At 73.5% G+C, this 25,715-nt stretch carries 18 protein-coding genes; 8 read left to right on the top strand and 10 right to left on the bottom strand.

The features are described 5' to 3' along the window. Positions 1-241 precede the first annotated feature (241 nt). Positions 242-1,066: a hypothetical protein gene (locus tag IE178_RS25950; protein ID WP_184761085.1), complete on the top strand. Its 825-nt coding sequence runs from the start codon at positions 242-244 to the stop codon at positions 1,064-1,066. A 307-nt stretch (positions 1,067-1,373) separates the two neighbouring features. Next, a complete protein-coding gene (locus IE178_RS25945) occupies positions 1,374-2,111 on the top strand; it encodes a dienelactone hydrolase family protein (RefSeq protein ID WP_193513980.1) in 738 nt (245 codons plus the stop codon). Between the two features lie 129 nt (positions 2,112-2,240). On the opposite strand, the gene IE178_RS25940 is transcribed toward IE178_RS25945, so the two are convergent. Further along, complete coding sequence (locus IE178_RS25940) at positions 2,241-3,755, bottom strand: cell division protein PerM (protein WP_318280251.1); 1,515 nt, start codon at positions 3,753-3,755, stop codon at positions 2,241-2,243. A 96-nt stretch (positions 3,756-3,851) separates the two neighbouring features. Between IE178_RS25940 and IE178_RS25935 the strand changes: the two genes are divergently transcribed. Beyond that, complete coding sequence (locus IE178_RS25935; protein WP_193513979.1) at positions 3,852-5,093, top strand: helix-turn-helix domain-containing protein; 1,242 nt, start codon at positions 3,852-3,854, stop codon at positions 5,091-5,093. 221 nt (positions 5,094-5,314) lie between these two features. Here IE178_RS25935 and sucD read toward each other — a convergent pair whose 3' ends face one another. From sucD to IE178_RS25900, 7 genes are all read right to left on the bottom strand, one after another. After that, complete coding sequence (sucD, locus tag IE178_RS25930; protein ID WP_030871259.1) at positions 5,315-6,199, bottom strand: succinate--CoA ligase subunit alpha; 885 nt, start codon at positions 6,197-6,199, stop codon at positions 5,315-5,317. A gap of 21 nt (positions 6,200-6,220) precedes the next feature. Further along, positions 6,221-7,399: an ADP-forming succinate--CoA ligase subunit beta gene (sucC, locus tag IE178_RS25925; RefSeq protein WP_184761082.1), complete on the bottom strand. Its 1,179-nt coding sequence runs from the start codon at positions 7,397-7,399 to the stop codon at positions 6,221-6,223. 528 nt (positions 7,400-7,927) lie between these two features. Then, entirely contained in the window at positions 7,928-8,134 is a 207-nt protein-coding gene (locus tag IE178_RS25920; RefSeq protein ID WP_193513978.1) for a hypothetical protein, read from the bottom strand. A gap of 107 nt (positions 8,135-8,241) precedes the next feature. Beyond that, the gene (locus IE178_RS25915; protein WP_193513977.1) at positions 8,242-9,264 is read right to left on the bottom strand and encodes a hypothetical protein; all 1,023 of its coding nucleotides are present in this window, start codon (positions 9,262-9,264) and stop codon (positions 8,242-8,244) included. A gap of 643 nt (positions 9,265-9,907) precedes the next feature. Continuing rightward, positions 9,908-11,071 (bottom strand): VWA domain-containing protein, encoded by a 1,164-nt coding sequence (locus IE178_RS25910; RefSeq protein ID WP_193514023.1) that lies wholly within the window; start codon positions 11,069-11,071, stop codon positions 9,908-9,910. Positions 11,072-11,112: 41 nt separating this feature from the next. Continuing rightward, a complete protein-coding gene (locus IE178_RS25905) occupies positions 11,113-13,473 on the bottom strand; it encodes a DUF5682 family protein (protein ID WP_193513976.1) in 2,361 nt (786 codons plus the stop codon). Beyond that, positions 13,470-14,624, bottom strand: coding sequence for an ATP-binding protein (locus IE178_RS25900; protein ID WP_184761078.1), 1,155 nt, complete (start codon positions 14,622-14,624; stop codon positions 13,470-13,472). The genes IE178_RS25905 and IE178_RS25900 overlap by 4 nt, the downstream gene beginning before the upstream one ends. Before the next feature lie 132 nt (positions 14,625-14,756). On the opposite strand from IE178_RS25900, the gene IE178_RS25895 reads away from it, so the two are divergent. Both IE178_RS25895 and IE178_RS25890 read left to right on the top strand, forming a co-directional pair. Beyond that, complete coding sequence (locus IE178_RS25895) at positions 14,757-16,112, top strand: SWIM zinc finger family protein (RefSeq protein ID WP_193513975.1); 1,356 nt, start codon at positions 14,757-14,759, stop codon at positions 16,110-16,112. Positions 16,113-16,233: 121 nt separating this feature from the next. Further along, positions 16,234-17,862 carry a DUF5691 domain-containing protein gene (locus IE178_RS25890; RefSeq protein WP_193513974.1) on the top strand — a complete coding sequence of 543 codons (1,629 nt, stop codon included), beginning with the start codon at positions 16,234-16,236 and terminating at the stop codon, positions 17,860-17,862. 92 nt (positions 17,863-17,954) lie between these two features. Here IE178_RS25890 and icmB read toward each other — a convergent pair whose 3' ends face one another. After that, on the bottom strand, positions 17,955-18,371 hold the full coding sequence (gene icmB, locus IE178_RS25885) for a coenzyme B12-dependent isobutyryl CoA mutase small subunit (RefSeq protein WP_145867664.1): 417 nt from the start codon (positions 18,369-18,371) through the stop codon (positions 17,955-17,957). 412 nt (positions 18,372-18,783) lie between these two features. Here icmB and IE178_RS25880 point away from each other — a divergent pair, with 412 nt between their 5' ends. Together IE178_RS25880 and IE178_RS25875 are read left to right on the top strand one after the other, a co-directional pair. Continuing rightward, the gene (locus IE178_RS25880; protein ID WP_193513973.1) at positions 18,784-19,650 is read left to right on the top strand and encodes an esterase/lipase family protein; all 867 of its coding nucleotides are present in this window, start codon (positions 18,784-18,786) and stop codon (positions 19,648-19,650) included. A 179-nt stretch (positions 19,651-19,829) separates the two neighbouring features. Further along, entirely contained in the window at positions 19,830-21,482 is a 1,653-nt protein-coding gene (locus IE178_RS25875) for a M23 family metallopeptidase (protein ID WP_193513972.1), read from the top strand. A 60-nt stretch (positions 21,483-21,542) separates the two neighbouring features. Here the strand turns inward: IE178_RS25875 and pcrA are convergent, their stop codons facing one another. Next, positions 21,543-24,062, bottom strand: coding sequence for a DNA helicase PcrA (pcrA, locus tag IE178_RS25870; RefSeq protein WP_193513971.1), 2,520 nt, complete (start codon positions 24,060-24,062; stop codon positions 21,543-21,545). Between the two features lie 469 nt (positions 24,063-24,531). On the opposite strand from pcrA, the gene IE178_RS25865 reads away from it, so the two are divergent. Beyond that, complete coding sequence (locus tag IE178_RS25865) at positions 24,532-25,710, top strand: C40 family peptidase (protein WP_193513970.1); 1,179 nt, start codon at positions 24,532-24,534, stop codon at positions 25,708-25,710. Positions 25,711-25,715 lie beyond the last annotated feature (5 nt).

Below are 25,715 nucleotides of genomic sequence, written 5' to 3'. Positions count from 1 at the left end.
ATGGCCGGAAGGTAGCGTCTGGGAAGAGCCGGTCCGGGAAGGCCGGGGCCGGGCCCGGATCCGGGACGTCGGGGGCGCGTGGGAACGCGCACCGCGCACCGAGCGTTCACAGGATGACGGACCCGGGCCGGAGAGCCGACACGAACGCGCCGGCTCAACTGCTCAGTCGTAGTCGAAACGTCGTGCGAGGCGGTCGCGCCGGACACACGCCGTGCTTCATAAAGGGGAAGACGCTCACTTGATGCCGGACCGCAGCCCGCGATTCCTCACGCTCCCCCAGCAGTCGGCCCAGGGAGGGGAGCGTGGCGCCATGCTGCTGCGGGAGCGCCCCGCCTCCCCGCCCGACGCGCCCCAGGGCGGGGGCGGCGGCGGCGACGGCCGGCGCCGTGACTCCCAGGGCGCGGAGGGGGCGCGGGGACCCCAGGACCCCGGGAGCTCCCCCGACACCCAGGGCTCCCAGTCCTCCCAGGACGACAATCCGTTCGCGCCGCCGCCGGAGGGGACTCCCGACCGGCCCTGGCAGCCGAGGCACCCGTCCGGCGGGGAGGGCGGTCGCTCCCCCTGGGGCTGGAGCGACCGGCAGCCCGGCCGCTCCCCCGGCGGGTTCGGCGAGCGCCCGGGCCGCCCGGAGGGGCAGGGGGGCGGGCCCCAGGGCCCCGGCCCGCGCTGGGACCCGACGGACCCGGCCCAGCGCCGGGCGCGCTTCGCCCTGCTGTCCGGCATGTGGGCCTTCTTCTTCGCCCTCTTCAGCTGGCCCTACGTCGCGCTGATGCTGGGCGCCCTGGCCCTGTACTGGGGCGTCAGCGCCCTGCGTGCCAAGCCCCGCACACCGGACCCGGACTCCCCGGCACCCGAGCAGACGGGCCGCCCGCAGACCACCGCCGCGGTGAGCGGTCTGGTCACGGCGTCCCTGGCACTCGCCCTGGTCGCCGCGTCCTTCGCGGCCCAGCTGGTCTACAGCGACTACTACACCTGTACCAACGACGCCCTCACCCAGGAGGCCCGCCAGTCCTGCACCGACCTCCTTCCGGAGGAACTGCGCGGCCTGCTGGGCACGACCGACTGACGCTTCCCACCCGGGACCCATGAAGGTGTGGGAGCCCACGACGGCCGCCCGTCCGCGCTCCCGCGGGGCGCCGGCGAGGAGTCCGGCCGGCAGACGCCGCGGGAGAAGCAGGACCGGCGCGGGACGGAGCGGGCGGTCTGCGCTGCCACGGGAAGCAGTGACCGAGATGCGCGCCAAAGGGGCAACGGGATGATCTTGAAGCGCTGAGCTCCGGGCCCGTCCCGTATGTCAGAAGGACACCTACGCTGCTCTGCCAGCGGCAGAACACCGGCCGGACCGGGCTCGACGATCACTACAGTCCAGTCCCATGACGACGATTACGACGCGCACGGTCGAGTACCCGGCCGACGGTTTGACGATGATCGGGCACCTCGCGCTCCCGGCCGGTGTCGACCGCCGGCCCGCGGTGCTGGTCGGACCAGAGGGCATGGGGCTCAGCGACGTCGAGCGCCGCCGGGCCGATGCTCTCGCCGAGCTGGGATATGTAGCGCTGGCCTTCGACCTGCACGGCGGGCGTTATGTGGGTGACCCCGAGGAGATGCTGGCCCGTTGCATGCCGCTGCTCGCTGATCCCGACCGGATGCGGCGCATCGGCCACGCGGCACTCGACGAGTTGCGCACCGAGCCCCGGACCGACCCCGACCGGATCGCCGCCATCGGCTACGGCACCGGGGGCGCCATCGCGCTGGAACTCGGGCGAGGCGGCGTCAACCTGCGCGCGATCGGGACAGTCAACGCGACTACCACGGGCCGACCGGGCGAGGCGGCGCGCATCCGCTGCCCGGTGTGGGCCGGGGTCGGGTCGGAAGACCCGATCATGCCGCCCGCGCAACGAAACGCGTTCACCGCCGAGATGCAGGCCGCGGGCGTCGACTGGCGCCTCGCGGTCTACGGCGGCGCCTTGCACGCCTTCCACCACCCGCCGGTCGACCACCCCGTGGTCCCCGGCGTCGGCTACCACCCACAGCACGCGCAGCGAGCCTGGCGCGACGTCGTCGACCTGCTCGCCGAGTGCCTGCCCGTGACGGAGGACCCGGGGGCATGACCGGCAAACATGCCGGTGCCAGGCCTGGTCGGCTCAGGAATGCCGAAGTCGCGTCAGGGTGCGGAGGGTCACCACAGAGAGGGCGCCCCCTGGCCACGAGGTTGGTGACTCTGCGGGGCTCAGGGGAACTCACGGGATGTCGCACAGTCGTCCGGGTCGTCGTGCGGGTGCGGAGGTGCCGGCTGCCGCAGTTCGCCTCCGTGCGGTGTGTCCTGCTCGCCACCCGAGCCCCCGTCCCGGGAGAAGCGGTGAAGGCCTGGGCCCAGGCCCCGGGGCCGTCGGCCACCGGGGGCGTCGGGGCGCCGGACCGGACCGACGGGCTCCGGGGGCTGTCCCGCCGGCGGGCGGACGGCGGCGCCGGGCTCGTACCGCCAGCGACGTGGGGACCGCCGTCAGCCCGAGCCACGCCACCGTCGCGGCTCCCACCTGCCACCACACCGGGCCGAACCGGGCGAGCGAGGCCACCCCCAGCGGGCCGCCCGCGAGCCCGGCGAGGACGGACAGCAGGGCCGCGCACAGCACGGCCGCCAGCGCCGCCGCCCCGGCGGTCCGGCCGCGCGTCCAGGCCGCGCCGGGCGCGCCTCCGCCCGACGGGGCGCTCCTGCCCACGAACCACCCCACCACCGCTCCGGCCGCCACCGGCACCACCGCGGCCGCCCAGTTCGCCGACGTCCCCGCTCCCGCGTCCGGTACCGCCGCCAGCAGCGGGAACCGCGGCAGCAGCGGGGCCGGTGCCGAGGACAGCGGGGTCACCGGGGCGCCGGTGCCGAGGAGGAAGCCGGGGCCCAGGGCGTAGGCCGCCGCCCACACCGCGGCGTTCGGCACCAGCGTGACGCAGAGCAGCAGCACGGCCAGCCATCCCGACCAGTCCTCCGTCAGACGCGCGAAGGCCGCCCGGGTCTCCCCGCCGTGCCAGGCCAGCGACACCGCCAGCAGCAACGCCCCGCCCCCGGTCAGCACCGCCACCCCGGCCGCCGCGGCCCGTGCCGCCAGCCCGGGGCGGCCGTCGGGCCCGAGGACCAGATGGCGTGCGCCCCTGGGCAGCACCGCGCCCAGCACCCGTTCCAGCGGGCCGCTCGGACGGCCGTACGCCGCCCACACCCCCGCCCCCGCGGCCACCACGGCGACCAGGGGCACGCTCACGCCGGTCCACGCCCACGCCGGGCGCAGCACACCCCCGGCGGCGTAGAGCGCGGCGGGCGTGGCGACGGCGAGGTAGCCGAGGACGACGCCCGCCCAGGCCGTACGGCCGGGGACGAGCGGGGCCTCGTCGTCGGCGTCCCCGTCCGCGGCGTCACGGGCCGCCCGGCGCAGCAGCCACACCGGCAACGCGAGCAGCAGCAGCGGCGGGACGCCCATGGGCGCGGGGAGGCCGGAGAGGGTGTCGGTGCGGACCAGTTCGGCGCCGTGCGCCAGCAGCCACAGCGCCGCGGCGATGTGCAGCGCGCCGCCGGGTCCACTGTCGGGGTAGGGGGAGCTGATCCACAGCAGCGTCACGAGCACGGTGAACGCCGCGAGGCCCAGCCCGGCCGCGAGGGCTCCGCCGAGGAGGGCGGAGGCCAGCCCGGGCGAGCGGTCGCGCATCCGGGTGCGCAGGGCGGCCGGCGTCGAACGGCGAGCGGTCATCGGGGTCACGTCCGCCATGCTCCCAACGACACGCGCTTTCCAGGCGTAACGGGCGAACCATCGCTGTGTCGCTCAATATACGTTTATGTACTTTTACGTACGGAGGGGCGCCCAGTGACGCGGAGCCCTGTCACCCCACTCCCCCCGCCCGCGGAACGCCGACGCCTGCGCGAGGCGGGCGGGCTGACGCGGGCTCAGCTCGCCGAGCGGGTCTGCGTCCGGCCCGAGACGGTGCGCGCGTGGGAGTCCGGCCGCAGCACACCGCGCGGCCGGCGGCGGGAGGCGTACGCCAAGCTGCTGGCCGGTCTGGCCGAGCCGGCGGAAGGGACCACCGACGCCGGGACACGGGCGCCCGTGTCGGGTCGTCGGAGTCGTGAGGGCCGTCGGGGTCTTCATGGTCGTCAGGAGGCGGAGGGCACCACGGTGGTGACGGTATGTCCGGACAGGCCGGGCGATGGCGGCCAAGGCGGTGGAACGGTCCTGCCGGAGCCCTCCGCGTTCACGCAGGCACCCCCGCCGTCGTCGGCGCGGTCCGCCACCGCCCGGGAGGACTCCCGGTACCTGACGCCCGCTCAGGCCTTCGACGCCCTGTACTCCTTCTGCACCCCCGCGCTCGTCCGGCAGACGTATCTGCTCACCGGCCGCCGCGACCTCGCCCGCGAGTCCGTGGAGCGGGCCTTCCAACTGGCCTGGGACCGCTGGCCCGAGGTGGCCCGCGACCCGGACCCGGCGGGCTGGGTGCGCGCGGCCGCGCACGAGTGGGCGCTCTCCCCGTGGCACCGCTACCGCCGCCGCTACCGGCAGCCCGAGCCCCCGCCGCCCGATGACGACGACCGCGCGCTCCTCGATGTCCTGCTGCACCTGCCGCCGCCGTACCGCCGCACGCTCCTGCTGTACGACGGTGTCGGCCTCGGTCTGCCGGAGACGGCGGCGGAGACGGAGGCCAGTACCCGGGCGACGGCCGGCCGGCTGCTGCACGCACGCGAGACCGTCGCCGCCCAGCTGCCGGAACTGTCGGATCCGCGGGAGCTGCACGAGCGGCTGGCCGAACTGGCCGCCACCGGGCGGCTGCGGTCGGCCGACCCGCCGGCGGTGCGCGGCCGCAGCGAGCGCCGGGCCCGCTTCTGGACCCGGGCCGCCATCGCCTTCACGGTCGCCCTGATCGGCACCACGGCGCTCACCCTGCGCACGGCCCCCACCCGCTACGAGCCTCCGGTGCCGCCGGGTGAGACGGTCCGGGGCGTTCCGCCGCGGGTGGCACCCGGCCCCTTGTCGGAGGACGAGCGGGAGCTGCGCGCCAGGCTGCGGGAGGAGCTGTCGCAGGGTCCGGAGCGGCTGACACCACAGGCGCGGTGACCTGCCCTGGGCGGAGACGACGCTCGATCCGGTAGCCCTGCCGCTGGTCGCGGTGCGGTGACCGGCCGTGGGCGGAGACGACGGTGGGCCCGTCCCGTCCGTGAGACGACGGCGGGCAGTCCGTCCGTGAGACGACGGTGGGCAGTCCGTCCGTGAGACGACGGTGGGCCCGTCCCCCTGCGGGGAACGGGCCCACCCGTGCCGTGCTCTGTGCCGGTGACTCAGCCGGCGAGGATCGCGCGCGCCAGCTTCGCCGTCTCGGTCGGCGTCTTGCCGACCTTGACGCCGGCGGCCTCGAGGGCCTCCTTCTTGGCGGCGGCCGTGCCGGAGGAACCGGACACGATGGCGCCGGCGTGGCCCATGGTCTTGCCCTCGGGCGCGGTGAAGCCCGCGACGTAGCCGACGACCGGCTTCTTCACGTTCTCCTTGATGAAGGCCGCGGCCCGCTCCTCGGCGTCGCCGCCGATCTCACCGATCATCACGATCAGGTCGGTGTCGGGGTCGGCCTCGAACGCGGCGAGCGCGTCGATGTGCGTGGTGCCGATGACGGGGTCGCCACCGATGCCCACCGCCGAGGAGAAGCCGATGTCCCGCAGCTCGTACATCATCTGGTACGTCAGCGTGCCGGACTTCGAGACCAGGCCGATGCGGCCGGGCTTGGTGATGTCGCCCGGGATGATGCCGGCGTTCGACTGACCGGGGGTGATCAGACCCGGGCAGTTCGGGCCGATGATCCGGGTCTTGTTGCCCTTCTCCACGGCGTACGCGTAGAACGCGGCGGAGTCGTGCACCGCGATGCCCTCGGTGATGACGACCGCGAGCGGGATCTCGGCGTCGATCGCCTCGACGACGGCGGCCTTGGCGAAGGCCGGCGGAACGAAGAGGACGGATACGTTGGCGCCGGTCTTCTCCATCGCCTCGGCGACCGTGCCGAAGACCGGGATCTCGTTGCCGTCGATGTCGACGGACGTGCCCGCCTTGCGCGGGTTCACGCCACCGACGATGTTCGTGCCGTCGGCCAGCATGAGCTTGGTGTGCTTCATGCCCGTGGCACCGGTCATGCCCTGGACGATGACCTTGCTGTCCTTGTTGAGGAAGATAGCCATGGCTGTTTAGTCCCTCGTCCCTTACTTCGCAGCCGCGAGCTCGGCGGCCTTGTCGGCCGCGCCGTCCATGGTGTCCACGCGCTGGACCAGCGGGTGGTTGGCGTCGGAGAGGATCTTGCGACCCAGCTCGGCGTTGTTGCCGTCCAGCCGGACGACCAGCGGCTTGGTGACTTCCTCACCGCGGTCCGCGAGCAGCTGCAGCGCCTGCACGATGCCGTTGGCGACCTCGTCGCAGGCGGTGATGCCGCCGAAGACGTTGACGAAGACGGACTTGACGTCCGGGTCGCCGAGGATGATCTCCAGGCCGTTCGCCATGACGGCGGCGGAGGCGCCACCACCGATGTCGAGGAAGTTGGCGGGCTTGACGCCGCCGTGCGCCTCACCGGCGTAGGCGACGACGTCCAGGGTGCTCATGACGAGACCCGCGCCGTTGCCGATGATGCCGACCTCGCCGTCGAGCTTGACGTAGTTGAGGTTCTTCTCCTTGGCGGCCGCCTCGAGCGGGTTGGCCGACGCCTTGTCCTGGAGAGCCTCGTGCTCCGGCTGCCGGAACTCGGCGTTCTCGTCCAGGGAGACCTTGCCGTCCAGGGCGATGACGTCACCGGAGGCGACCTTGGCCAGCGGGTTGACCTCGACGAGGAGCGCGTCCTCGGCGACGAAGGTCTTCCACAGGGTGACGAGGATGTCGGCGACCTTGTCGGCGACCTCGGCCGGGAAGTTCGCGGCCTCGACGATCTCGCGGGCCTTGGCGGGGGTCACACCCTCGTTGGCGTCGATCGGGGTCTTGGCGACGGCCTCGGGGCGGGTGGCCGCCACCTCCTCGATCTCCATGCCGCCCTCGACGGAGGCGATGGAGAGGAAGGTGCGGTTGGCACGGTCGAGGAGGAAGGAGACGTAGTACTCCTCCAGGATCTCCGGGGCCGTCTCGGCGATCATCACCTTGTGGACCGTGTGGCCCTTGATGTCCATGCCGAGGATGTCCGTCGCGCGGGCGACGGCCTCGTCCGGGGTCGCGGCGAGCTTGACGCCGCCGGCCTTGCCGCGGCCACCGACCTTCACCTGGGCCTTGACTACGGACTTGCCACCGAGACGCTCGGTGGCTGCGCGGGCCGCCTCAGGCGTGTCGATGACTTCACCGGCCAGCACCGGTACATCGTGCTTGGCGAAGAGGTCCCTCGCCTGGTACTCGAACAGGTCCACGCGCTTCCGTCCCTATCAGTGATCTCGCGGTTCGTTGGATGCGTGGGCGTGCCGCGAAGGGCAACGTGACGTCCGCTGTGTCACAAGGGAGGCGCACACGGTGTCCGAGCGCGCGGCATGTCCGTCTCGCAGGTTATCGCCGCTTGGGGGGCCTCTCTAAATCGCGGGTCACACATGAGCGGTGATACCTGTCACATGATGCCGCCATCTCTGGCACGGCGTGCCGACCGTGAGGGGCCTCACCGGGCTGGGGTTGACCCGGTGAGGCCCTTCCGTGCCACCTGGAGGGGCGGTGAACGCCCTGCTCTCCGAGGTGCGGGCGGCGGGCCCCCACCCCAATGGGGGCGGCCGCCCCTCCACGAGGTGCCGCCCGGACGAGCCGACGGCTTTCGGCTGTCCGGGGCCTGATGCCCCGTGGAGTCGTTTGTTCACCCGTAAGTGTTACTCATAAGTTTTACCCGTGAGTCAGGTGCGGGTGGTGCTGGTGGTGCGGGCCGCGTGCGGCTCGGCCGCCGCCGCGCGTCCCGGTCAGACGCTGTACGGGGTGCCGTACGGGTAGTGGCCCCGCACGTAGCCCGGGGTGACCGACTCGGCGAGGCGCTCGGTTCCGGTGACCGCGCGACCGGAACCGAGCGGCTCCGCCCCGGCCCGGACGGTGCCCGACAGGTCCAGGCCCCGGGTGAGGGGGCGCCTTCGGAAGCCGGGGACGTGTCCGGCCGCCGGGCCGAGGTCCACGAGGGTGGTCCGGCGGCTTCCGCCGGGACACGGAAGGGGTCCGCGGGCGGGCAGGCCTGCTGCTCCCCCTCGCGCCTACGCGGTCGCGGCGAGGGAGGGAGGTGCCGCTAGGCCGGTGAGACCGGAACGTCCCGGTACCGGTCCCGTGTCCCCGTCGCCTCGGCGCACGCGACGGCGCCGGGCACGAGCCGCAGCGGGGGCCGGTGAGGAGCGGTGACGGCGTACGCGTCACCGTGTCGCGGCGTGCCGTTGTCCGCGGCCGAACGCTGGCCCGGCCTGCCGTCCGACCGGTCCGAGGGAGCGTGCGGTGCGGGAGCCGGCTCGGCGTGCGCGGCGTCCCGCGCGGTGCCGTGTCCGCGGTCGCCGTGCGTCGCACCGGTGGTACCGGTGGACTCCGGACCGTGGGCGACGTGCCCTGGCCCTGCGGTGCCGGCCGGTCTCTCCGGCCTCTCCGGTCCGTTCGGAGCCGGCACGGTGGTCTGCGGGGACGTCGGGGTCGCCGGACCCGGGCCGGGCGTGGTCGGCTCGGGCAGGGGGATCCCCGGGACGGTGGGCAGGCCCGGGAGCTCCGGCAGCGGCGCGGGGTGCGCCAGGCCGGGCAGCGCGGGCAGCGCGGGCAGGTTCCCCGGCGTGTCGCCCGGACCACCGGTCACCGCGCCCACCAGCTCCCCGACCGGGCGCACGGCCCGCTCACCCGCGGACCGGATCACCGTCGCGGTCACCGTCGCGGTCGCGGTTGCCGTCGCGGTCGCCCTCCCCGTCGCGGTCGCCCTCGCCGTCGCCGTCGCCGTCGCCGTCGCGGTGAACGGGCGGATCGGGTCGGCGGCATCCGGGCGCGGCGGCACGGGAACGACGCCATCCGGTTCGGGATCGTTCGACTCGGACGGCGGCGCGCCCGGGTCGGTCGACGGCATGCCTCCGGCGGCGGACGCGCCGCGGGTGACGGAGACGGAAGAGACGGACGGGCTCTCCCCCACCGGGGTGCCGTCCGCCGCCTGCGCCCGCTCCCCGCACAGCACGCCGAACACGAACACCCCGCCCACCAGCAGTGCCACCTGGACCGCACGCCGACCGGCCGCCGTGCGCATCGCGCGCGGAGCGGCACCGGACAAGGCTGCTGACCAGGTCAAGGGGAGCGGTTCCTCCCGGACGGCGGGACGAGTGGGGACGCGTCGTGCGTCGTGCGGGTCGAGGACGCCTCACGCGTTGGATTCGAACGGCGTCGATCCTCGCACGCGACTCCGGAGGTTGCGCAAGCCCCCTGGTGAAGAGTCGGTGTTCCGACCCCGCGCTATTCGGTGGCCTGGACCGGCCTCGGGGACCATCCGTACAGCCGTTGGCGTCAGAGCACTTGATCTTGGTCCCAACCGCGGCGACCCGGCACCCGGTCCGGTGCGCCGGCGGCATCTGGCGACCTGACCGCAGGTTCCTCCTACGACCACTTCAGTCCGAGTGCCGCCGCGCGGTAGGGAGGCCGTGGACGCCTTCGCTGGTGGCCTGGATGGCTTCGAGGTCTCCGACCAGTCGTTCTGGGCGTATTGGGCCGAGGCGTAGGCGGTGTGGGGATGCATGCCGAAGAGGTCGCTGACGACGATGGGCGGGAGGTCGGTGATCGCCTCCATCATGGCCGTGCAGGACCAGCTCGATCGTCACCCCCTGATTCTTTGTTACCGATGAGTAGTCATGTCCGTATGTTCCGGCCCACGTCGGACGAGGACGGTCGACACCTCATCACTGGCCCGCCGGCTCCCGGCCCACCGGCCCGCCGTGCGTTCAGACCACGTCCGGTATCGGCAGCGGCCGCTTCTCGATCGCCGCCGCCATCACCTCCGGGAACAGGTCGGGGGTGCAGGCGAACGCCGGCGCCCCCAGCGCGGCGAGCGCCGCCGCGTGCTCCCTGTCGTACGCGGGCGCACCCTCGTCGGACAGCGCGAGCAGTGTCACGAACTGCACCCCCGACGCCTTCATCGCCGCCACCCGCTTGAGCATCTCGTCGCGTATCCCCCCTTCGTAGAGGTCGCTGATCAGCACGACCACCGTCTCCGCGGGCCGGGTGATCCGCGACTGGCAGTACGCCAGCGCCCGGTTGATGTCCGTACCGCCGCCCAGCCGGGTGCCGAAGAGCACGTCGACGGGGTCGTCGAGCTGGTCGGTGAGGTCGACGACCGTCGTGTCGAACACGACGAGCCGCGTGTCGATCGACCGCATGGACGCGAGCACCGCCCCGAACACCGCGGCATACACGACGGACGCCGCCATCGACCCGGACTGGTCGACGCAGAGGACGATCTCCTTCTTCACCGACCGCGAGGCACGCCCGTAGCCGATGAGCCGCTCGGGCACGATCGTCCGGTGCTCCGGGAGGTAGTGCTTGAGGTTGGCCGCGATCGTGCGGTTCCAGTCGATGTCGTGGTGGCGCGGCCGGTTGATGCGGGCGCTGCGGTCGAGGGCGCCGGTGAGGGTGGCGCGGGTGCGGGCGGCGAGCCGCTCCTCCAGGTCCGCCACGACCTTGCGCACGACCGCCCGTGCCGTCTCCTTCGTCGTCTGAGGCATCGCCTGGTTGAGCGACAGGAGCGTGCCGACGAGGTGGACGTCGGCCTCGACCGCCTCCAGCATCTCCGGTTCCAGCAGCAGCGCGGCGAGCCCGAGCCGGTCGATGGCGTCGCGCTGCATGACCTGGACGACGGAGGAGGGGAAGTAGGTCCGGATGTCCCCGAGCCAGCGTGCCACCGACGGCGCCGACGCCCCGAGCCCCGCCGAACGGTCCCGGCCCGCCGGTGGCTTGTCCCCCGTGCCGTAGAGCGCGGTGAGTGCCCCGTCCATCGCCGCGTCCTGCCCGGACAGCGCGCACCCGGTCCCGTCGGCCGCGTTCCCGCCGAGCACGAGCCGCCAGCGCCGCAGCCGCTCCCGCGCCGGGTCCGTCGTCGCCGTCGTCATGGCGTCCGCCATGCGCACCTCCCCCTGGTGTCGTGTGTCCGTCATCCCGGCACCCCCGCCGAACCGGCGACGCGCGCCGCCTCGTCGTCCCCGTCCCTTCCCAGCAGCAGCCGTACGACCGGCAGCACGGCGTCCGCGCGCGCGGTGTCGAGGCCGGGCGCGAAGCCGGGTCTTCCGGCACCGGCGGTCGCCGTGCCGCCGCGGCTCCCCGGCCCGCGCCGGACCAGTTCACCGAGGGTGCGCCGCACCCCTGGCTCGTACGCCGAGAACGTCCGCCGCAGCAGCGGCAGTACGTCCGTGAACGCTTCCGCCGGTACGCCCGTCAGCCAGGTGTCGACCAGCCCGAGCAGCCGCTCGTCGTGGACCAGAAGCAGCCCGCCGCCGGACCCTCCGCCGACGAAGCCCTCGATCCACGCGGCCGCGTCCGCCGGTGGTGTGCCCGGCGACAGCACCAGCCCCATGAGCCGCGCCGCCTCGTCCTGCGCCAGCTCCCCGTCGTCCAGCAGCAGCCGCACGGACCGCCCCCGTATGACGCCGGGCACGGTGTCCCGTACGGACAGCGTGCGCAGCACCGACCGCCAGCGGGCGCGCAGATCCCCGGGGCCCGGTGCGGGGGCGTCGCCGAGGAGACCCACCGCGCCGTGCACCGCGTCGACATGGCGGCGCATCTCCTCGGCGGCGTCCGCGTCCAGCGCGGCGCAGGCCGGGGGCAGTCCGACGAAGACCCGCTCGGCGAGACCGGCGGCGACCTCGGCCAGCGCCGCGGTGCCGGTGCCCCGCACATCGCCGTAGCGCAGCGAGCGGACCAGGGCGGGCAGCGCCTGGGCGAGGTGGCCGACGTCCGTGTCGAGGGCCGCGCGGTCGGCGAGGATCCGCATCACCGTGGGCAGCGCCTCGGGCAGTACGGCCAGCAGGCAGCGCTCGGCGAGCCCGGTGACCTCGGCGAGGCCCCGCGCGGCGACGGCATCCGCCTCGGCCCTGGCCGTCGCGGCGGCGAGCACGGTCGTCCCCCACACGCCGGCCTCGGCGACCCGCACGGACAGCTCCGGCTCCCAGCGCAGCCGCCAGGTCTCCCGGAAGGTCCCGGTGCTGCCGCGCGAGGCGGCCGGTTCTCCCCAGCCGATGCCGAGCAGCCGCAGCCGGTGCAGCAGCCCGCTGCGCTCCGCGTCGGTCTCCTTGCGCAGGTCGAGCTCCAGTTCCCGCCGCGCGGCCTCCGGTCTCAGCCGCAGCCGGCGCTGGATCCGCGCGAGGTCCCGCTGCAACGGCACGGCGGGCGCCGTGGCCGGCACCTCCCCCAGCACCTCGCCGACGACCAGCCGGTCGTGCACCAGCGCCAGCGGTACGTCGGAGCCCTCGCACATCACCGCCCGTACCGCGTCGGTCGTCTCGCTCAGCCCGGGCAACGGGCGCCCGCGCATCGCGGCGAGCGTCTCCGCCAGCCGTACGGCCTCGATGACATGCGCGGACGACACGATGCGGTCCTCGGCCCGCAGCAACCCCGCTACCTTGGTCAGCCACCGCTCGACCGGCCGGTCCGGGGCACCGAACAGGTGTGCGTACCACCCCGGGGAGTCGATGCCCGCGCCGTAGCCGCTCACCCGGGCGAGCCTGCGGTTGGTCCAGGGGACCCAGGTCATGTCCGTCTTCACCTTGGGCAGCCCCTTCAGCAGGGCCCGGTCGGCGGCGACGGCGGCCTTGTGGCGCAGCGCCGGCACGTGCCAGGCTCCGCACACCACGGCCACGCCGTCCTCGAACTCCCGCTGCGCCGCCCGGATCCGCAGCCGCATGTGCGCCTCGCGCACGAGGTCCCGCCCGTGTCCCCCGCTTCCGTACTCCTCGCGCAGCGCGGTCATGGCCTCCTCGAGCGCGGTGAACGGCGCGACCGCGTCGCCGTTCCCCACGCCCCGGTGCTCGACGACGTCCTCCCACCACCGCTCGGCGTCGTCGTACCCGGCCGCCCCGGCGAGCACCCCCAGCGGATCGACCCGCACATCCGCGCCCGCCGCCGGCTCCCCACCGCCGCCCTCCCCGTCCTCCCCCTCTCCCCCCTCGTCCCGCCCCCGGGCCAGCGTGTGTGCGGCCGGCAGGTCGATGAAGCGGGCCGGGACCCCGTGTTCCAGCGCCCAGCGGATCGCGACCCACTCCGGTGAGAACCCGGCCAGCGGCCAGAAGGCCGAGCGCCCGGGCTCGTCCACGGCATGGGCGAGCAGCGCGACCGGCGGACGCATGTCCTCCTCGGCGGCGAGCGGGATCAGCACGTCGGCCTCCGGCGGACCCTCGATCAGCACGACGCCCGGCCGCGCCTCCTCCAGCGCCGCCCGCACCGCCCGCGCCGACCCGGGCCCGTGATGCCGCACCCCGAGCAGCAGCGGCCCCGCCGCACCGCTCCCCCTGCCGCTCACGCGGAGACCTCCCGGCAGGCGCGGTAGAAGTCCTTCCAGCCGTCCCGCTCGCGGACGACGGTCTCCAGGTACTCCTGCCAGACGACACGGTCCGCCGCCGGGTCACGGACGACCGCGCCGAGGATGCCCGCGGCGACGTCCCCGGCCCGCAGCACGCCGTCGCCGAAGTGGGCGGCCAGCGCCAGCCCGTTGGTGACGACGGAGATCGCCTCGGCGGTCGACAGCGTGCCGCTGGGCGACTTGAGCTTCGTCCGGCCGTCGGCCGTGACCCCGTCGCGCAGTTCACGGAAGACGGTGACGACACGGCGGATCTCGTCGACGCCGTCGGGCACGGCCGGCAGGTCGAGGGAGCGGCCGATCTGGTCGACCCGGCGCGAGACGATGTCGACCTCCGCCTCCGGTGTCTCCGGCAAGGGCAGCACCACCGTGTTGAAACGGCGTCGCAGGGCGCTGGACAGGTCGTTGACCCCGCGGTCCCGGTCGTTGGCCGTGGCGATCAGGTTGAAGCCGCGGACCGCCTGCACCTCCTCGCCCAACTCCGGGATCGGCAGGGTCTTCTCCGACAGGATCGTGATGAGCGTGTCCTGGACGTCGGCCGGGATGCGGGTCAGCTCCTCGACGCGGACCGTCATGCCCTCCGCCATGGCCCGCATCACCGGACTGGGGACGAGGGCGTCGCGGCTGGGGCCGTGGGCGAGCAGCCGGGCGTAGTTCCAGCCGTAGCGGATGGCTTCCTCCGGTGTGCCGGCCGTGCCCTGCACCAGCAGGGTGGAGTCTCCGCTGACCGCCGCGGCCAGATGTTCGCAGACCCAGGTCTTCGCGGTGCCGGGCACGCCGAGGAGAAGCAGGGCGCGGTCGGTGGCGAGGGTGGTCACCGCGACCTCCACGATGCGGCGCGGTCCGACGTACTTCGGCGTGATCACCGTGCCGTCGGGCAGGGTGCCGCCGAGCAGATAGGTCGCGACGGCCCACGGCGACATCCGCCAGCGGGCCGGACGCGGACGGTCGTCCTGCGCCGCCAGCGCGGCGAGTTCGGCGGCGAAGGCGTCCTCGGCGTGCGGGCGCAGCGTCTGCGTCTCCGCCGCCGGGTTCGCCGGCGCGGAGCCGTTCCGGCTCGGGTCGACGGATGTCGGTTCAACAGACACAGACATGGCTGAGTCCCCCTCCAGCTCGGCCGGTTCGGATCTGCCACCAACCGTGCACCACGCCACTGACAATCGCTCTGACCTGCGCAAACGCACGGGCCAGGGCGATTGTCAGTGCCGGGATCTAGTTTCGGAGGCATGACTCAGCAGGGGGTGCGCTGGACCGCGGAGCAGGTGCTGGCACTGGCGCCCGACTCCGCGTCACGCAGGGCGGGAAGCGAACTCGGCGCGGCCGGTGCGTGGTCCGGGGCCGGCAGTTCCGGCGAGGGGACGGTGTGGGGGCTGTGCAAGGGCAGTGGGAGCGATCCGTATCGGACGGTCGTCGACATCGCGGACGCCTCCGGCCCCGCCTACACGTGCGAGTGCCCGAGTCGTAGGTTCCCGTGCGAGCACGCACTCGGTCTGCTGCTGCTCTGGGCGGGCGACGACGCGGCGGTGCCGCGGGGGCGGGCGCCGGAGTGGGCCGATGAGTGGATCGCCGGCCGGCGCGCGCGCACGGCACGGCAACGGGCCGCTCAGACGCCGGGTTCCCCGCCGGGGCCCGCCGATCCGGAGGCGGCGCGGCGCAGGGCGGAGCGCCGGGCCGAGCGGATCACCGCGGGCGCTGCGGAACTGGAGCAGCGCCTGGCGGATCTGCTCCGCGGCGGCCTGGCGTCGGCCGAGCGGTCCGGGTACGGCCTGTGGGAGGAGACCGCGGCCCGCATGGTCGACGCCCAGGCACAGGGACTGGCCGCGCGGGTGCGGGAGCTGGGGGCGCTCCCCGGCAGCGGTCCGGGCTGGCCGGTGCGGCTGCTGGAGGAGTGTGCGCTGCTCCATCTCCTCGGCCGGGGCTGGCAGCGCCGTGAGCGGCTGCCGGAGGGCCTCGCCGCGACGGTCCGCTCCCGTGTCGGCCTGCCCGCGTCGGCGGACGGCCCGCCGGTGCGGGACCGCTGGCTGGTCCTCGCCCAGTACGACACGGCGGACAGCCGTCTGACGACCCGCCGTACCTGGCTGTACGGCACGGAGTCGGAGCGTACGGCGCTGCTCCTCTCCTACGGTGCGGCGGGCCGCGCACCGGAGCTCGCGCTGCCGGTCGGGCTGGCCCTGGACGCGGAGCTGTCCGCGTATCCGGGCGCGGGACAGCCCCGCGCGAGCCTGGGTGACCGGTTCGGGCCGGCCGCGCCGACGACGGTGCGGCCCCCGGGGACGACGACGGCCCGGGCGCTCGCCCGCTACGGCGACGCGCTGCGCGACGACCCCTGGCTGGAGGCGGTCCCGGTGACGCTGGACCGGGTGATACCCACCCAGGACGGTGACGGCTGGCAGCTGGCCGACGCCGACGAGGACACGGCCCTGCCGCTCACCCCGGCCGCGCGGTCCCGCCCCGGCCTGTGGCGCCTGATCGCCGTGTCCGGCGGCGCTCCGGTCAGGGTCTTCGGCGAGTGCGGCCACCAGGGATTCACCCCCTTGGCGGCATGGCCGCAGGGCCCCGGTGAGGCGGTGCCGCTGTGCTGAGCGGTGCGCTCGCTCCCGTTCGCGTCCGCCCCGGGCACCTCATGCATCGTTCTCGCCTCACCGGTCACCCGGCGCACGTGAGGCTTCGACCGCTCCGGGACACCCGTCGGAAAGGAAGCTCATGAGCAGGACCACCGCGGCCGCGGCCCCTTCCCTCCCGGACGCCTGGGAGGAACTGGTGACCACGGCCCTGCTGGGCACGGACCGGCGCACACCGGCAGGCACCGCGCCGGGGCCTCGTGCGCCGCTGGCCCTGCTGGACGCGGCGGCCCTGGCGACCGTACGGCGACGGGCGGGGCTGCGGCCGGCCCCGGCCGGCGAGCGTCCGCGGCCCGCGCCCGAGGACCGGCGTCCTCCGCTGCCGCCCGCCGCCGCCCGCCGGCTCACGATGCTGCTCGCCGATCGCTCCGGCACCTCCGGCGGTGGCCGCCGGGGCACGGCTCCGGATCTCATGGAGCTGCTGCCCCAGTGGCTGGCGGTGGCGAACGCCCACGGTTACGCGGCGCCGCCCGAGTCGCTGCCCGCCCTGCTCGACGCCGCCCGGGGACGGACGGACCTGCGTCCGGCGGCGCTGCGCCTCGCCGGGCCGCGCGCCCTGTGGCTGGCCCGGCTCAACCCGGACTGGCGGTTCGCCCTGCGGTCCACGCCGGGCGGGGGCACGTCCGTACCCGGCCCGCACGACACGGACGGGATACGGCAGCTCTGGCAGGAGGGCCTCTTCGCCGAACGGGTCGCCCTCCTCGCCGCCCTGCGCTCCCGCGAGCCGGCCGCCGCGCGCGCACTCCTCGCGACGACCTGGGCGGCGGAGCGGGCGGAGGACCGGCTGATGTTCCTGGACTCGCTGCGCGCCGGCCTCGGTCCGGACGACGAGCCCTTCCTGGAGCAGGCGCTGGCCGACCGCAGCCGCAATGTACGGGCGACGGCGGCGGAGCTGCTGTCGTCGCTGCCCGGCTCGGCACTGGCGGATCGGATGGCGGTCAGAGCCGGGGCCTGTGTGGCCGTGGACCATACGGGGGACACACCGACGATCGCCGTCGAGGCACCGCACGCATGCGACGCGGGCATGGAACGCGACGGCGTGGTGGCCAAGGCCCCCGCAGGCCGGGGCGAACGGTCCTGGTGGCTCGGCCAGTTGGTGGAGGCGGCACCGCTCGACAGCTGGTCGCGGCGGCTCGGCGGGCGTACGCCCCAGGAGATCGTGGCCCTGCCGGTGGCGGACGACTGGCAGGGCGAACTGCACGCGGCGTGGTGCCGGGCGGCCGTACGGCAGCGGAACGCGCCGTGGTCCCGGGCGCTGCTCGGGGAGCCCTCGGCGCCGGAGGCGGGCGGGCCGGGGGCGGTGTCCCTGGCCGAACGCGCCCAGCTGCTCGGCACGCTGGAGGCCGACGAACGGGCGGAGTGGGTGGCCGGGTTCATCGAGACGCACGGCCTGTCCGAGGCCTTTCAGCTGCTCGGGGTGTGCGCCGTGCCGTGGGCCGCGCCGGTCGGACGGGCGGTGGTCGACGCGCTCAACATCGCGCGCGACGCGGGGAGCTATCCATGGAGTTTCAGCGGAGTCATGGGCCTGGCCGAACGCTGCCTCGACCCGTCCGAGTCCGGCCGCCTCGACGCGCTCCTGGCGATACCGGACGAACCGGAGAACGCGTCCCCCGGAGCCGGGGGCTACTGGTCGGAAGCCTTCCAACGCCTGGTCACCACGCTGCGCCTGCGCGCGGCCATGCTCACGGAACTGACCCCGCCCGGCCCCTGACACCCACCACCGGGCCGCGCCGGGCCCACCGCACCGCATGCCGGGAGGACGCGGGCGGGGAGCCCGTGGTGGCCGGGGTCACGGACGGCCGGTTACGCCTGCGCGGGCTGGCGTACGTTCGCGCGGACCCAGTCGACGATCGACGCCGTGGTCGCGCCCGGCGTGAAGATCTCCGCGACGCCCTTCTCCTTCAGCGGAGCGATGTCCGCCTCGGGGATGATCCCGCCGCCGAAGACCAGGATGTCCGCCGCGTCCCGCTGCTCGAGCAGCTCGATCACCGCCGCGAAGAGCGTGTTGTGCGCGCCGGAGAGGATGGAGAGCCCGATCGCGTCGGCGTCCTCCTGGATCGCGGTGTCGACGATCTGCTCGGGAGTCTGGTGAAGCCCGGTGTAGATCACCTCCATACCGGCGTCGCGCAGCGCCCGCGCGATCACCTTGGCCCCGCGATCGTGGCCGTCGAGCCCCGGCTTGGCCACCACCACGCGGATCGGACCGGCTGCCACACCCATCACTGCCTCCATGAAGCGACTACATCCATCCGTACCGACAAGTACCGCACACATCCGCCACGCCGTACACATCGCACGGAATCCCAGGCCCGAACCGGCCGAGGAAGTGAACGAACGTTATCTCCAGCATCCCGCACCCGGCAGTTTCACGGTGCACAGCGAGGGGCAAATCACACGGTGGGACACGTTCACCGCGCAGCGTTCCCGGGCTCCGAGGCCCGCACACCGCCTGCCCGTGCGGCACGTGGGCATCGGTGGGACCATGCGGATAAGGGATGCGCACCGAGGTCGCCGCACCACCGCGCCCCTCCAGCCGTCGCTCGCGCGCACCGTCGACCACTCTCGCAGCGATGTCCCATGAGGGCACACGGGGGACGAGGCTGTCCTTCCGCGTGCCGACAGGAGGTCGGCCATGAAGGTCACCGAGGCAGCTCTACCCTTCCTGCCGCTCTGCCGGCGTCTTCTGCCCATCCGGCTGGCGGATCTCTCCCTGGCCCTGCTGAAGGCGACCGCCCTGGAGCTGGCGATCCTGGCGGGCCACCTCCTGCTCTATCCGGCCGGCATCATCCAGGAGCGACGCGGCGCGACTCCCGCGCTGCCCGCACCGGGCGGCACCGCACAGCTGCCGCCGGAGGCCAAACCGCCGGTCGTGCTGCTCCACGGCTTCATCGACAACCGCTCGGTCTTCCTCCTGTTGCGCCGCAGTCTGACCCAGCACGGCAGACACCAGATCGAGTCGCTGAACTACTCACCGCTGACCTGCGACGTCCGTATCGCAGCCGAGCTGCTCGGCCGGCACATAGAGCAGGTGTGCGAGCGGACGGGCAGCCGTCAGGTGGACGTGGTGGGGCACAGCCTCGGGGGACTGATCGCGCGGTACTACGTGCAGCGACTGGGCGGTGACACCCGCGTGCGGACGCTCGTCACGCTCGGCACCCCGCACTCCGGCACCCGCGTCGCGCCGCTGGCCAACGCGCACCCCATCGTGCGCCAGATGCGCCCCGGCTCAGCGGTGCTCGAGGAGCTCGCCCTGCCCGCACCCGGCTGCCGTACGCACTTCGTCGCCTTCTGGAGCGATCTCGACCACATCATGGACCCGCTCGAGACGGCGTGCATCGAGCACCCCGACCTGTCGGTGGCGAACGTACGGGTGAGCGGCGTCGGCCACCTCGCCCTGCCGGTGCACCCGGCCGTGGCGACCGGCATACGACAGGCCCTGGACACGGCGCGTCCCGGAGAGCCGTCCACCGGCCGGCCGGAGGGCCTGACGGTGGCATGAGGGCGGCACGGCGCGACACGCCCGGAACCCGTGCGCCGTGACAGGAGCTCCCCGGCGCCCCCGTCCGAACAACAACGGTCCGGCACGGCCGACTTACCGCCGCCACCCGACCCAAAGCTTCGAACGCACTTCGAACAAAGAGCCAAGACCGCGCCCGCCGTCCGCCAAAAGACGACCGAATGCCCGTTTCCTGCGCGCGTGAAACCTGGGGAAGATTGTCGTGCCCGCGTACTGCCGGGTACAGTCGCCGCACTGCTCTGGCAGCCCCTGTTGTCGAGGCGAAAGAGAAGTTGGTGAACGACCGTCACCCGTCGGGGACCATCCCCCCGACTCCGGCTTCCGATGCCTCCTCGGCGCCCTACGCGTCGTACGGCACCCAGGAAGCCCAGTACGGCGACTTCACCACGTACGGCGGTTACGACGCCACCGGTTTTGACGCCACGCACTTCGGCACCGGCGGCCACACCACCGGGACCTTCGCCACCGATCCCCTCTTCGGCGACCTCCCGGGCAGCGGCCACGACACCGGTGCGTACGACACCGGACACTGGGCCGCGGGCGGCCACGACACCGGGCACTACGACGGCTACGCGGCCCAGCACGCCGCCGGGTACGACACCGGCGCCCACGACACGACCGCCTGGACCACCGGCCACCAGCCGATGCCGGTGATCCCGCCGCAGGCCGGCTCGCCGGAGACCAGCGGACAGTGGGACGCCGGTGCCTGGGTCCAGCCCGATCAGGCCGGGAACCCCGCCGACCGGACCCAGCACTGGGACTGGAACGCGCAGACCTTCGAGAGCGGCGTCTACGACGCCACGCAGTGGAACCTCGACGGCGGCGACGCCACCGCCCCGGCGTCCGCTCCCGACGCCTACGAGCCGCAGGCCGATACCTACGACCAGGGCACGTACGAGGACCCGGCACAGGGCACGTACGAGGATGCCGCCCAGGGTGGCTACGACGAACCCGCCGACGAGCCGGCGCACGGCGAGCCCGCCGACACCGGTGAGCTGCCCGCGGTGCACCTGCTCGACGAGCAGGAGGAGACCGTCCCCGCCCCGTCGCCGCGCGCGGCCACGCGTGCCGGGTCCCGGTCCCGTCGCCGTACGCCCCCCAAGCGCTCCGCGCTGTTCACGGTGGCCGTGCCCTCGGCGTGTGTGATGGGCGTCGCGGGTATCGCCGCGGCCTCGGTCGGCGATCTGGGCGACGACGGCGGCCAGGACACGGCGACCACCGCGGCGGACGCCCAGCCGGTGAAACCGTCCGCCGCCAACATCAAGCTGGACACCCAGCTGGAGAGCCTCGCCGCCGGCGCCGACGACTTCGCCGACCGGGCCAGCCGCACCCAGGAACGCATCGACCTCAGGGCTCAGCAGGAGGCCGAGCGCAGGCGGGCGGCGGAGGAGGCGGCCCGCAAGGAGCGGCTGCGCCCGAAGTTCGCGCTCCCCGTCGCACAGCACGGGCTCAGCGCCTACTACGGCCAGTCCGGCATCAACTGGATGTCGGTCCACTCCGGCATCGACTTCCCCGTGTCGTACGGCGCCACGGTGATGGCCGCGACCGACGGCACGGTACGTACGCAGTACAACCCCGCCTACGGCAACATGATGATCGTGACCGCGATGGACGGCACGGAGACGTGGTACTGCCACCTCTCCAGCTACCAGGTCCCCTCCGGCACGACCGTGAAGGCGGGCGACCCGATCGCGTTCTCCGGGAACTCCGGCAACTCGACCGGCCCGCACCTGCACTTCGAGGTCCGCCCCGGTGGCGGCTCGGCGATCGACCCGCTCGCCTGGCTGCGCAGCCACGGCCTCGACCCGTCGTAGGACCCGGCCCGTGGGCCCAAGCCGCCGACGGGCCCCGGCGGGCCCTCCGGCGGCGGGCCGCTACAGCTTCTCCACCGGCGCGTACCGCAGGAGCAGGCGCTTCGGCTTGGTGTCCCCGAAGTCGATGGTCGCCTCCGCGTTCGCACCCGTGCCCTTGACCGCGACCACGGTGCCGAGGCCGAACTGGTCGTGCGTGACCCGGTCGCCGACGGCCACCGACACCACGGGCTTGTCCCCCGCCGCCCGGCGGGTGGCGAAGCCGGAGCCGCCCGATGCCGACGAGCGGGACCGGGACGACGACAGCGAAGCCGCCACGCCCGACGCGGGACCGGAGGACACGGGTGTGCTCGCCCCCGTCCGCTTCCACTCCAGGTGGGCCGCCGGGATCTCCTCCAGGAAGCGCGAGGGCGGGTTGTAGGAGGGCTGCCCCCACGCGCTGCGCAGCGTCGACCGGGTGAGGTAGAGCCGCTCACGCGCGCGCGTGATGCCGACGTAGGCCAGGCGCCGCTCCTCCTCCAGTTCCTTGGTCTGGCCGAGGGCGCGCATGTGCGGGAAGACGCCGTCCTCCATGCCGGTGAGGAAGACGACCGGGAACTCCAGGCCCTTGGCGGTGTGCAGGGTCATCAGGGTGATGACGCCGGAGCCGTCCTCGTCGTCGTCGGGGATCTGGTCGGAGTCGGCGACCAAGGCGACCCGTTCCAGGAAGTCGGCCAGGGTGCCGGCCTCGCCCTCGCCGCGCTCCTGCTCGAACTCCAGGGCGACGGCGGCGAGTTCCTGGAGGTTTTCGATCCGGGTCTCGTCCTGCGGGTCGGTGGAGGCCTGCAACTCGGCGAGGTAGCCGGTGCGTTCGAGGATCGCCTCCAGGACCGTCGCCGGGCCCGCGCCGGACTCGGCGATCGTACGGAGGTCCTCCATCAGCGTGTTGAACCGCCTCACGGCGTTCGTCGACCGGGCGGCCATGCCGTACGCCTCGTCGACGCGCTTCAGCGCCTGCGGGAAGCTGATCTTCTCGCGCTGCGCGAGGGCGTCGATCATGGCCTCCGCGCGGTCGCCGATGCCCCGCTTGGGCACGTTGAGGATGCGGCGCAGCGGCACCGAGTCCTCGGGGTTGGCGAGCACCCGCAGATAGGCCAGGACGTCCCGGACCTCCTTGCGCTCGTAGAAGCGGACGCCGCCGACGACCTTGTAGGGCAGGCCGACCCGGATGAAGATCTCCTCGAAGACACGGGACTGCGCGTTGGTGCGGTAGAAGACCGCGACGTCGCCGGCCTTCGCCTCGCCCGCGTCGGTGAGGCGGTCTATCTCGTCGGCGACGAACTGCGCCTCGTCGTGCTCGGTGTCCGCGACGTACCCGGTGATCCGCGCGCCGGAGCCGGCGTTGGTCCACAGGTTCTTGGGGCGGCGCGACTCGTTGCGCTCGATGACGGCGTTGGCGGCGCTCAGGATGGTCTGCGTGGAGCGGTAGTTCTGCTCCAGCAGGATCGTCGTCGCGTCCGGGTAGTCCTCCTCGAACTGGAGGATGTTGCGGATCGTCGCGCCGCGGAAGGCGTAGATCGACTGGTCGGCGTCGCCCACCACGCACAGTTCGGCGGGCGGGACCTCGGCCTCCGGCGGCACGTCGACGGGGTGCTCGGAGGTGCCGACGAGCTCCCTGACCAGGGCGTACTGGGCGTGGTTGGTGTCCTGGTACTCGTCGACGAGCACGTGGCGGAAGCGGCGGCGGTAGTGCTCGGCGACGTCCGGGAAGGCGCGGAGCAGATTGACCGTCGTCATGATCAGGTCGTCGAAGTCGAGGGCGTTGGCCTCGCGCAGCCGCGACTGGTACAGGGCGTAGGCCTGGGCGAGGGTCTTCTCGAAACCGTCGGTGGCCTGGGCGGCGAAGTCCTCCTCGTCGATCAGCTCGTTCTTCAGGTTGCTGATCTTGGCGCTGAAGGACTTCGGCGGGAAGCGCTTGGGGTCGAGGTCCAGATCGCGGCAGACCAGGGCCATCAGACGCTTGGAGTCGGCCGCGTCGTAGATCGAGAAGGACGACGTGAAGCCGAGCTTCTTGCTCTCGCGGCGCAGGATGCGCACGCAGGCGCTGTGGAAGGTCATCACCCACATCGCGTGGGCGCGCGGGCCGACGAGCTGCTCGACGCGCTCCTTCATCTCACCGGCGGCCTTGTTGGTGAAGGTGATCGCCAGGACCTGACCGGGGTGGACGCTCCGCTCGGCGAGCAGGTGGGCGATGCGGTGGGTGAGCACGCGCGTCTTGCCGGACCCGGCGCCGGCCACGATGAGCAGCGGGGAGCCGGAGTGCACGACGGCGGCGCGCTGGTTGTCGTTCAGCCCCTCCAGCAGCGCGGCGGAGTCCATCACCGGGCGCGGGGCGCCGTCGCGGTAGTAGCCTCCCCCACTTTCGGCTTCGCTCGAGCGGGGGGATCCCCACCGGTCCGGCGGCACGTCGAACTTCCCGCCGAACAGATCGTCCGGAAGGGGCTCCGGCACATGATCGTCCTCGGGTGGTGGCGGGGGCTCGTCCGCAGGGCCCCGCTGGGCCTGGAGGTCCGCCAGGAAGCTGTCGTCAAAGAGGCTGCTCATCGCTCTCCGAGTCTAGGGCGCCCCACCGACAACCCGGGGCCACCCCGAGAACATCCCCCGGATTCCGGCCCCCCTCGGCCGCGGGGCCCCGGACCTCCCTGCCGCACACCCTCCACTACCACCGCCTCACCCTGAGTGACCCGACCCACAAGGTCACGAAAATGTATCGGGCATATCACCCAGCAACCTTCACAGGAGCCACACCAGTTGGCTACGGTGCGGGCGGGCCGCTCGCCCCCCACCGGCGGACCTCGCCGGGTCGCGCGGCCCCCGCCGAGTCCGTCACCGCCCCCGCGGCAGCCGGAGCCGGGGACCCACCGAGACCTTGGGGTGAATCGGCCCACTCCCTCGTGGAGCGGCCGTAGGGCAACCCTTCCAAGCAGCCGCCCGAACTCTCCCCAGAGCCTGAACGTCCGGGGGACCCCCACCGCTAACCCGGTAGGCGGAGCTTTGGAAGGAGTCGCCTCCCTTGGCGTCGCACCGCAAGTCGCGCATCCCCGGCCCGCGCGTGGCAGGCATACGGACCCCGGCACTCGCCACGGCCGCGCTGACCTCCGTGGCCCTGCTGTCCCAGACCGCCGACGCCGCCCCCTCGGACGACGGCAGGCCGAGCCTGGAAGAGGTCGAGAAGAAGGTCGACGATCTCTACCGCCAGGCGGAGTCGGCGACCGAGAAGTACAACGCGGCCAAGGAGAGGACCGCGAAGCAGCGCAAGCGCGTCGACGCCCTCCTCGACGCCGTGGCCAAGCGCACCCAGCGGCTCAACGAGGCACGGGAGGAACTGGGTTCCTTCGCCGCCGCCCAGTACCGGACCGGCGCCGGCATCCCCGACACCGCGACCTTCCTGCTCGCGGACTCACCGCAGGACATCTTCGACCAGAGCCAGCTGATGGACCGGATGACCGGCCGCCAGAAGGAAGCGGTCGACGACTACGTCACGCAGCAGTCCGAGACGATGAAGACGCGCCGGGAAGCCACCCGGAGTCTCGAGACGCTCACCGAGTCCCAGGGCGACCTGAAGACGGCCAAGGCCACCGTCCAGAAGAAGCTCACCGACGCGCGCGAGCTGATGTCGAAGCTGACCGCCGAGGAGAAGGCGCGGCTCGCGGCGATCGAGAGGAAGCAGCGGGAGGAGGCCGCCCGCAAGGCCGCCGAGCTCGCCCGGCAGCAGGCGGAGCAGCAGAAGGCCCAGGAGGAGGCCGCACAGCAGGAGAGCGGCACCTCAGGGGGCTCCGGCACGTCCGGGTCCTCCGGCTCGGCGACGACGCCCCCGGCCGACTCCTCGTACGCCGCCAAGGCCGACAAGGCCCTCGCCTTCGCCCGCGCGCAGATCGGCAAGCCGTACGTCTGGGGCGCCACCGGCCCCGACTCCTACGACTGCTCCGGCCTCACCCAGGGTGCCTGGAAGGCCGCCGGCGTCACCGTCCCGCGCACGACGTACGACCAGGTCGACGCGGGCACGACGGTCCCCGTCTCGCAGGCTCGACCCGGTGACCTGGTCTTCTTCTACGACGACATCACCCACGTGGGTATCTACATCGGCAACGGGATGATGATCCACGCCCCGAAGCCCGGCACGTACGTCCGCGAGGAGTCGATCTACTACGACGGCGAGTCCTCGATCCACAGCGTGGTGCGCCCGGCCTGAGCCGC

Source organism: Streptomyces griseoloalbus, assembly GCA_014650015.1.
Classification (GTDB): Bacteria; Actinomycetota; Actinomycetes; order Streptomycetales; family Streptomycetaceae; genus Streptomyces; species Streptomyces griseoloalbus.
Note: the sequence above shows the minus strand (reverse complement) of the source record. Positions and strands in the feature narration are given on the sequence as shown.